At 67.8% G+C, this 8,283-nt stretch carries 7 protein-coding genes, 2 tRNA genes and 1 pseudogene; all 10 read left to right on the top strand.

Annotation, left to right across the window (positions count from 1 at the left end):
- Positions 1-713: pseudogene (locus RJ1_RS29455) on the top strand (ATP-binding protein); the annotation flags it as partial.
- On the top strand, positions 710-1,126 hold the full coding sequence (locus tag RJ1_RS29450) for a roadblock/LC7 domain-containing protein (protein ID WP_005249096.1): 417 nt from the start codon (positions 710-712) through the stop codon (positions 1,124-1,126). The pseudogene RJ1_RS29455 and the gene RJ1_RS29450, both read left to right, overlap by 4 nt.
- Before the next feature lie 7 nt (positions 1,127-1,133).
- Positions 1,134-1,508, top strand: coding sequence for a DUF742 domain-containing protein (locus RJ1_RS29445; RefSeq protein WP_073366043.1), 375 nt, complete (start codon positions 1,134-1,136; stop codon positions 1,506-1,508).
- Entirely contained in the window at positions 1,489-2,073 is a 585-nt protein-coding gene (locus tag RJ1_RS29440) for a GTP-binding protein (protein ID WP_073366042.1), read from the top strand. Before RJ1_RS29445 ends, RJ1_RS29440 begins: the two co-directional genes overlap by 20 nt.
- Positions 2,074-2,083: 10 nt before the next feature.
- Positions 2,084-2,926 carry an MHYT domain-containing protein gene (locus RJ1_RS29435; protein WP_073366041.1) on the top strand — a complete coding sequence of 281 codons (843 nt, stop codon included), beginning with the start codon at positions 2,084-2,086 and terminating at the stop codon, positions 2,924-2,926.
- Positions 2,927-3,076: 150 nt separating this feature from the next.
- Complete coding sequence (gene gyrA, locus RJ1_RS29430) at positions 3,077-5,599, top strand: DNA gyrase subunit A (protein WP_073366040.1); 2,523 nt, start codon at positions 3,077-3,079, stop codon at positions 5,597-5,599.
- Positions 5,599-6,954 carry a DUF3566 domain-containing protein gene (locus RJ1_RS29425; RefSeq protein WP_073366039.1) on the top strand — a complete coding sequence of 452 codons (1,356 nt, stop codon included), beginning with the start codon at positions 5,599-5,601 and terminating at the stop codon, positions 6,952-6,954. The genes gyrA and RJ1_RS29425 overlap by 1 nt, the downstream gene beginning before the upstream one ends.
- Positions 6,955-7,085: 131 nt before the next feature.
- Positions 7,086-7,159 (top strand) — tRNA-Ile (locus RJ1_RS29420).
- A gap of 119 nt (positions 7,160-7,278) precedes the next feature.
- Positions 7,279-7,351, top strand: a tRNA-Ala gene (locus RJ1_RS29415).
- Between the two features lie 93 nt (positions 7,352-7,444).
- Positions 7,445-8,278: a siderophore-interacting protein gene (locus RJ1_RS29410; protein WP_073366038.1), complete on the top strand. Its 834-nt coding sequence runs from the start codon at positions 7,445-7,447 to the stop codon at positions 8,276-8,278.
- Positions 8,279-8,283: the final 5 nt, after the last annotated feature.

Genomic DNA, 8,283 nt, shown 5'->3' with positions numbered 1-8,283 from the left:
GTCAGCCCGGTGCCAGCGGCATCGCGGCCGGCGCAGGATCGGCCTCGGGCACCCCGGCCGCGCAGTCCCAGGACACGGTCAACGTCCGGGGGTCCGGAGCGATGCCGAAGCTGCCCGTGCGGCGGCCGCAGGCGGCGACCCCGGACAGCGCACCGGCGCAATCGCAGCCGCAGCACGCACCGCAGGCACCGCGCAGCGAGAACCGCGCCGAGGCACGGACCGCGGAGCAGCCGGCGCCCCCGTCGTCGAACGGCGACGACCAGGCACCGGTGCGGCACCGCTACCGCTCCAACTCGGTGAAGACCGCGTCGTTCTTCCAGTCGCGGATCGATCCGCCACCGGCCGAGGCGGCACCACGCCCCGGCGGCGGCACCCCGATCTTCTCCGACATGGTGTCCGACTGGCTGACCGATCCGACCGGCGCCGAAGGAGCACCCGGCGTGTGGCACTCCGCCGCTGACGCCGGATGGTCCGCCGCCGAACGGATCAGCGAGACGCCCGTCGAGGTCGATCCGGAGATCGGTCTGCCGAAGCGGCGTCCCGGCGATCGACTGGTTCCCGGCACCGTGGAAGGCGCGCACAATACGGGGACACTGCGACGTGTGCGTGACCCTGAGACAATTCGCGCCAACCTCAGTCGTCACCAGCAGGGCGTCCGAAACGGCAGGGCCACGAGGCTCGCGGAACGTAACAGCATTGAAGGAGACCGATGAACACCGCTCATGGATCCGACGTCACGCGCCCTCTCGACTGGTTGGTGTCGAACTTCGCCAGTGACGTACCCGGTGTCTCGCACGCCGTGCTGGTGTCCGCGGACGGACTCCTGATGGCGGCCAGCGCCCACCTGCCGATCGACCGGGCCGAGCAGCTCGCCGCCGTCACCTCCGGGCTCGCCAGCCTCTCGGCCGGCGTGTCCCGGTTGTTCGAAGGCGGCGGAGTTCTGCAGTCGGTGGTCGAGATGCAGCACGGTTACCTGCTGCTCATGAGCGTCGGCGACGGCTCACACCTCGCCACCCTCACGGACGCCGAGTGCGACATCGGGCAGGTCGGCTACGAGATGGCGATCCTGGTCGACCGTGTCGGCGCATCGGTGCAGGCCACGGCCCGCACCCCACAGGGTCTCTGACCGGAACATGCCCATGGACGACCACCACTCGGAGCAGTCGGGCCCGAACATCGTGCGCCCGTACTCGCTCACGTCGGGCCGCACCCGGCCCGCGGTCGAGCTCGCGCTCGAAGCGTTGATTCAGGCACTCCCGCAGTCGGTGGACCGGCAATGGGAACTCGACGACGTCAACGCCGCGATCGTCGCGTTGTGTCAGCAGTCGCCTTCGGTCGCCGAGATCGCCGCCCGTGTGGGTGTGCCTCTCGGAGTGGCACGCGTCCTGGTCGCCGACCTCGTCGAGTCCGGGCATCTCCAGATCCTGGCCACCCTGAAGGAAGACTCGACCGACTCCGAACGTCGTGAACTCATCGAAAGGGTCCTCAGTGGACTTCGCGAAATCTGATCCCCGCAATCGGGTTACCTCGACCAAGATCGTGATCGCCGGCGGGTTCGGCGTCGGCAAGACCACGCTGGTGGGCGCTGTCTCCGAGATCGTCCCGCTCCGCACCGAGGCGCTCGTGACCAACGCCAGCGACGGCGTCGACAACCTGGCTGCCACCCCGCAGAAGGGCACGACCACCGTCGCGATGGACTTCGGGCGCATCAGCCTGGCCGACGACCTGGTGCTGTATCTCTTCGGCACACCCGGTCAGCACCGGTTCTGGTTCATGTGGGACGACCTGATCCGCGGCGCCATCGGGGCGATCGTCCTGATCGACACCCGCCGGCTGGACGAGAGTTTCGCGGCGGTCGACTTCTTCGAGGCTCGGCAGCTGCCGTTCCTCGTCGCGATCAACGAGTTCGACGACGCCCCGCGGTACCCCGTCGAGGACATCCGCGCGGCCCTCGCGATCTCCGAGGACGTGCCGATCATCCCGATCGACGCCCGCGACCGGGAATCGGCGAAACGCGCTCTGGTGGCGATCACCGAATACGCACTGACCAAGCTCCACACGGCCGCGTACTGAGGATTCGAACATGTCGGACGACTTGCAGCACTTCTCCATGGGCACCTGGATCGTCGCCCTCGCCGCGGTCACGGCGTTCATCGGCGTCTTCGTCGGTATCGCCAGCGCCCGCAAGGCGGTGACCGCCCCGAACCCGCGGCAGCGGTATCTCTGGCTGGCATGGGGCGCACTGTCGATCGGCGGTATCGGCGCCTGGCTGCCGCACTACATCGCGATGGTCGGGTTCGAGGTCTACGGCAGCGTGGTGCGCTACGACGTCCTGTGGATCGTGATCTCGTTCGTGGTGCCCGTCGCGGCCGCCGCCGTGGCGTTGCTGATCATCAGCCCGCCGCCGACCAAACACCGGATGCCCAGCTCGACGGTGGAGATGGGCCGCCTCGCCGGCGGCGCGGTGCTCCTCGGCGTCGGTTTCGCCGGCATGCACCTCGCGATCGTCTCCTCCCTCGAGATTCAAGGGTCCGTGGGCTTCGACCCCCTGTTCACCGCCGCTGCGGCAGTGATCGGGCTGCTGGTCGGCGCCGGAATCATGTGGTCGATCTCGGCTCTCGAGTCCCGCACGCTGCGACTGATCGCGTCGGTGGTCGTGGCGGTGGGACTGGTCGCCATGCACTACACCGGGGTGTTCGGGCTGAGCGTCACCGTCGACCCGACCATGGCGCGCCCGGACGGGCTCGAGGTGTTCTCGATCCTGTTCCCCGTCTTCGTGCTGGGCATGCTCGTGGTGACCATCCCGATCACGGCGCTGTTGATGGCGCCCGACCGGGTCGCCGCCGAGCTCGAACTCGAGGCCGACATGCTCGCCGCCGAATCGCTCGCCGCCGAATCACGGGGCAGAGAGCTCGAACTCCAGTAATCGGACAACTCCTGCGGCACCGATTCCCCGGCGCACCCGAGTCCTTCCGCCTCACAGCTGACCTGCACCTATAGACTCGGGTGGTTGCGCGACGTCGTGCAGGACCGCTCGTCCGCGAGGAGACGTCAAGCCGAGTAGAAGAAGGAGCTCATGACTGACACAACGTTGCCGCCGGAGGGACCGGGGCACGACCGCATCGAGCCCGTCGACATTCAGCAGGAGATGCAGAGCAGCTACATCGATTACGCGATGAGCGTGATCGTGGGTCGTGCGCTGCCCGACGTGCGGGACGGCCTGAAGCCGGTGCACCGCCGCGTTCTGTACGCGATGTACGACAACGGGTACCGGCCTGATCGCGGTTATGTGAAGTCTGCGCGACCGGTCGCCGAGACGATGGGTAACTACCACCCCCACGGTGACTCCTCGATCTACGACACCCTCGTCCGCATGGCCCAGCCGTGGTCGCTGCGGTACCCGCTCGTCGACGGCCAGGGCAACTTCGGTTCCCGCGGCAACGACGGCGCCGCCGCCATGCGTTACACCGAGTGCCGGCTCACTCCGCTGGCCATGGAGATGCTGCGGGAGATCGACCACGAGACGGTCGATTTCACCCCGAACTACGACGGTCGTACACAGGAACCGTCAGTTCTCCCCAGCCGTATCCCCAACCTGTTGATCAATGGTTCCGGCGGCATCGCCGTCGGTATGGCCACCAACATCCCGCCGCACAACCTGGGTGAGGTCGCCGAGGCCATCTACTGGGCCCTCGACAACTGGGAGGCCGACGAGGAGTCCACTCTCGCGGCGGTCATGGAACGCGTGAAGGGACCCGACTTCCCGACGCACGGCCTGATCGTCGGCGGCCAGGGCATCCACGACGCCTACACCACCGGTCGCGGTTCGGTCCGCATGCGCGGTGTCGTCGAGATCGAGGAGGACGCCAAGGGGCGCACCACGATCGTCATCACCGAACTGCCGTACCAGGTGAACCCCGACAACCTGATCACGTCGATCGCCGAGCAGGTGCGCGACGCGAAGATCGCCGGCATTTCCGACATCCACGACGAGTCCTCCGACCGTGCGGGTATGCGGATCGTCGTCACCGTCAAGCGTGACGCGGTCGCGAAGGTCGTGCTCAACAACCTGTACAAGCACACGCAGCTGCAGACCAGCTTCGGCTGCAACATGCTGTCCATCGTCGACGGCGTGCCGCGCACCCTGCGTCTCGACCAGATGATCCGGCTGTACGTCGCCCACCAGGTCGAGGTCATCCGCAGGCGCACCGAGTACCTGCTCCGCAAGGCCGAGGAACGCGCTCACATCCTGCGCGGACTGGTCAAGGCCCTCGACGCCCTCGACGAGGTCATCGCCCTGATCCGGGCATCGCAGACCGTCGACATCGCCCGCGCCGGCCTGATCGAACTCCTCACGGTCGACGAGATCCAGGCCGACGCGATCCTGGCGATGCAGCTGCGTCGCCTCGCCGCCCTCGAGCGTCAGAAGATCATCGACGAACTCGCCGAGATCGAGCGCGAGATCGCCGACCTCAAGGACATCCTCGAGAAGCCGGAGCGTCAGCGTCAGATCGTCCGCGACGAGCTGAAGGAGATCGTCGACAAGCACGGCGACGACCGCCGCACCCGCATCATCGCGGCCGACGGCGACGTGGCCGACGAGGATCTGATCGCCCGCGAGGACGTCGTCGTCACGATCACCGAGACGGGCTACGCGAAGCGCACCAAGACCGACCTGTACCGCTCGCAGAAGCGCGGCGGCAAGGGTGTGCAGGGCGCCGGGCTGAAGCAGGACGACATCGTGTCGCACTTCTTCGTCAGCTCCACGCACGACTGGCTGCTGTTCTTCACGACGAAGGGCCGGGTGTACCGGGCCAAGGCGTACGAGCTGCCGGAGGCGAGCCGCACGGCCCGCGGACAGCACGTGGCCAACCTGCTCGCGTTCCAGCCCGACGAGCGCATCCAGGGCGTCATCCAGATCAAGACATACGAGGACGCGCCCTACCTGGTGCTCGCCACCCGCAACGGCCTGGTGAAGAAGTCGAAGCTCACCGACTTCGACTCGAACCGCAGCGGCGGCATCGTCGCGATCAACCTGCGCGGCGAGGACGAACTGGTGGGCGCGGTGCTCTGCTCCTCCGACGACGACCTGCTGCTCGTCTCCGCGCAGGGACAGTCGATCCGCTTCTCCGCCACCGACGAGGCGCTGCGTCCGATGGGCCGCGCCACGTCCGGCGTCCAGGGCATGCGATTCAACGGCGACGACGAACTGCTGTCGCTGAACGTGGTGCGCGAAGGGACCTACCTGCTGGTGGCGACCTCGGGTGGCTACTCGAAGCGCACCGGCATGGAGGACTACCCGGTTCAGGGACGCGGCGGAAAGGGTGTGCTCACGATTCAATACGACAAGAAACGTGGCACCCTGGTCGGAGCGCTCATCGTGAACGACGACGACGAGCTCTACGCGATCACGTCGGGCGGCGGCGTCATCCGCACCGCTGCCAAGCAGGTCCGCAAGGCCGGTCGTCAGACCAAGGGAGTTCGTTTGATGAACCTCGGGGAAGGCGACAACCTGCTCGCGATCGCACGCAACGCCGACGAACCGGACGAGACCGACGACAACGCCGAGAGCAGCGGCAAAGGAGCTAAGGAGTCCTAGTGAGCACTCCCAACCAGCCAGGCAGTGACCGGCCGAATCCGGGTTCCGCCGGTTCGACGCCCGACAAGCAGGCCTCCCGCACCCCCGAGAACGGGTCTGCGCGACCGAACCCGCAGCAGGGTTCCGCGCCGCAGGGGCCTCAGGCGTCCGCCGGTCGTGGTCCCGCTCAGGCAGGGCCGGCTGCCCGGCCGGGCAGTGCTCCCGACGCGAGACCGGATCGGCAGGCGCCGGCCGACCCGGCCCGGTCTCCGTCGACGCCCCAGCATCAGGGTCCGCGCACGCAGACCCCGCAGGGTCGGCCGGTGCCGCCCCCGCAGCAGGCTCCCGGTAACCGGGCTCCCGCGGGTGGCGCTCCCGCCGACGGCGCGCAGTCCGTTCGCGGAAACCAGGCTCCGCCGTGGCAGCGGGGAATGCAGCGTGAGCCGCAGACCAACCTGAAGCGGCCCGTACAGGGCGGGGCCAAGCAGTCCGGGCGACCGGAAGGTCAGAACCCGGTGTCCGGCGCGGGCACAGCCGCTGCGGCGGGTGCCGCCGGTGCTGCCGCAGCGCAGGCTGCCGGCGGTCAGGACGTCCAGAAGCCGCAGACCGCGCCGACGCAGAAGACACCGGCTCAGGGCACCCAGGGTCAGCGGCCGCAGGGCGCGCAGAACCCGGGTGCACCCACCCAGTCGATGCCCACGCAGAAGTCGCCCGCACCGAACCCGCCGGCGAAGGGGCAGCCCGGCCCCAAGCAGGAGTCGCAGGCCCGGACGTCCTCTACGGCCGCCACGGCCGCGGTCGGTGCGGTGTCCGGCGCCGCTGCGGCCGGTGCCGTGTCGCAGCGGGAGGCGGCCAAGGTGAAGGCGTCCGCGATCGACGGGCCCACCCGGCACATCAGCCGGGACGTGCTCCCCAAGGACATGCCGGACCTCTCCGAGGCCAAGCACCCGTTGCCCGGTGCGGCGGCGACCGGTCAGCAGCCGAAGGTCGCCGTGGCCCCACAGAGGGTCGAGGAGGGCGAGGCTCTGCGCGCGACCGTGCAGGTCCGCAAGATCGATCCGTGGTCGACGCTGAAGATCTCGTCCGTCATCTCGGTGTCGCTGTTCTTCGTGTGGATGGTGGCCGTCGGCCTGCTGTACGTCGTCCTGGACGGGATGGGCGTGTGGGACCGGCTGAACAACGCGTTCACCGATATCGTCGCGGAGTCGAGCTCTGACGGCCTCGTGACGGCCGGGCAGGTCTTCGGCTACGCCGCCGTCATCGGTCTCGCGAACATGGTGTTGTTCACCGCGCTCGCGACCATCGGCGCGTTCATCTACAACCTGTGTTCCGACCTCGTCGGCGGCGTCGAAGTGACGCTCGCGGACCGGGACTGAGCGCAGAAAAGCACGACGGCTGAGCTGGGAAAAGAGTGTCTCGCCGGACCGGTTTTGGTACTTGCCGGTCCGGTGGGGTAATCTTCCGACTCGGTTCAGGGAACTGTGTAAGGCGAGTTTCCAGACTTCAGGGGCCTATAGCTCAGGCGGTTAGAGCGCTTCGCTGATAACGAAGAGGTCGGAGGTTCAAGTCCTCCTAGGCCCACTCCTGTGCCGGTGAAAGGTCATTCGCATGAAGGTCCTCCTGTTTGTAGGAGCCGGAGTGCTGGTGGCAGTCGGACTGACCAAGTTGCTGCGTGGCAACGAGGTGTGGCACGAGGTAACGGGGCCTTAGCTCAGTTGGTAGAGCGCTGCCTTTGCAAGGCAGATGTCAGGAGTTCGAATCTCCTAGGCTCCACAAGTACGAATACAAGGCGGTGTGCCCCGGATTCTGATGAATTCGGGGCACACTGCTGTGCGGACCACAATCGAGTGAGGATACCCTCACTTCATGACCGCACTCGATCCCGGAGCCCGTGACCGCGTCGACCCGCGCAGCCGTGTCGCATCCCACCACCGGATGGGGAAGGGACTCGCACGAATCGGCTACCCGATCGGCGTCCGCACGGTAACGGTCCGTGCACGCGAGTACGTCACACCCCGCATGCTGCGTCTGACGATCGGCGGCGCGGGCCTCGACGGCTTCCACACCTATCAGGCCGACGATCACGTCAAGATCGTGTTCCCCGACCCGGACGGCACCCGGCGCGTCCCGGTGGTGAACGACGAGATGATGCTCGACTGGCCGCGACCGCTCCCGACCACGCGGAAGTACACCATCCGGCGCTACGACGCGGACGCCCGTGAACTCGACCTGGACTTCGTGCTGCACGAAGGCGGGCTCGCGTCGTCCTGGGCGACGACGGTCGCGATCGGCGAAGACGTGACCATCGCCGGACCGCCCGGCGCGAAGGCGTTCGCGCACAACTTCGACCACTACGTCTTCGCGGTCGATTCCACCGCGCTGCCGGCGGTCGCACGCTGGCTCGACGAATCCCCGGCCGACGTCTCGGCGCACGTCGTGGTCGAGACCGACGACGCCGTCGAACACGGCTACCCGCTGGCCGAACGCGACAATGTGAAGGTGACGTGGCTCGTTCGCGACGGCAGCGAGTCCTCCCTGGCGTCGACGGTGCAATCGCTCGCACTGCGCGAGGGCCGCACGTTCCTGTTCGCGGCCGGTGAGGCGAGTGACATCAAGCCGCTGCGCGCGTGGAGCCGCGACCGGATGGATTCGCTGTTCACCGGATACTGGAAACGCGGAGTCGCCGGGCTGGACGACTGACCGGC

The sequence above is a fragment of the Rhodococcus jostii NBRC 16295 genome, assembly GCF_001894825.1.
Classification (GTDB): domain Bacteria; phylum Actinomycetota; class Actinomycetes; order Mycobacteriales; family Mycobacteriaceae; genus Rhodococcus_F; species Rhodococcus_F jostii.
The sequence above is the reverse complement of the archived record's forward strand: the minus strand, read 5'-3'. Positions and strand labels throughout refer to the sequence as shown.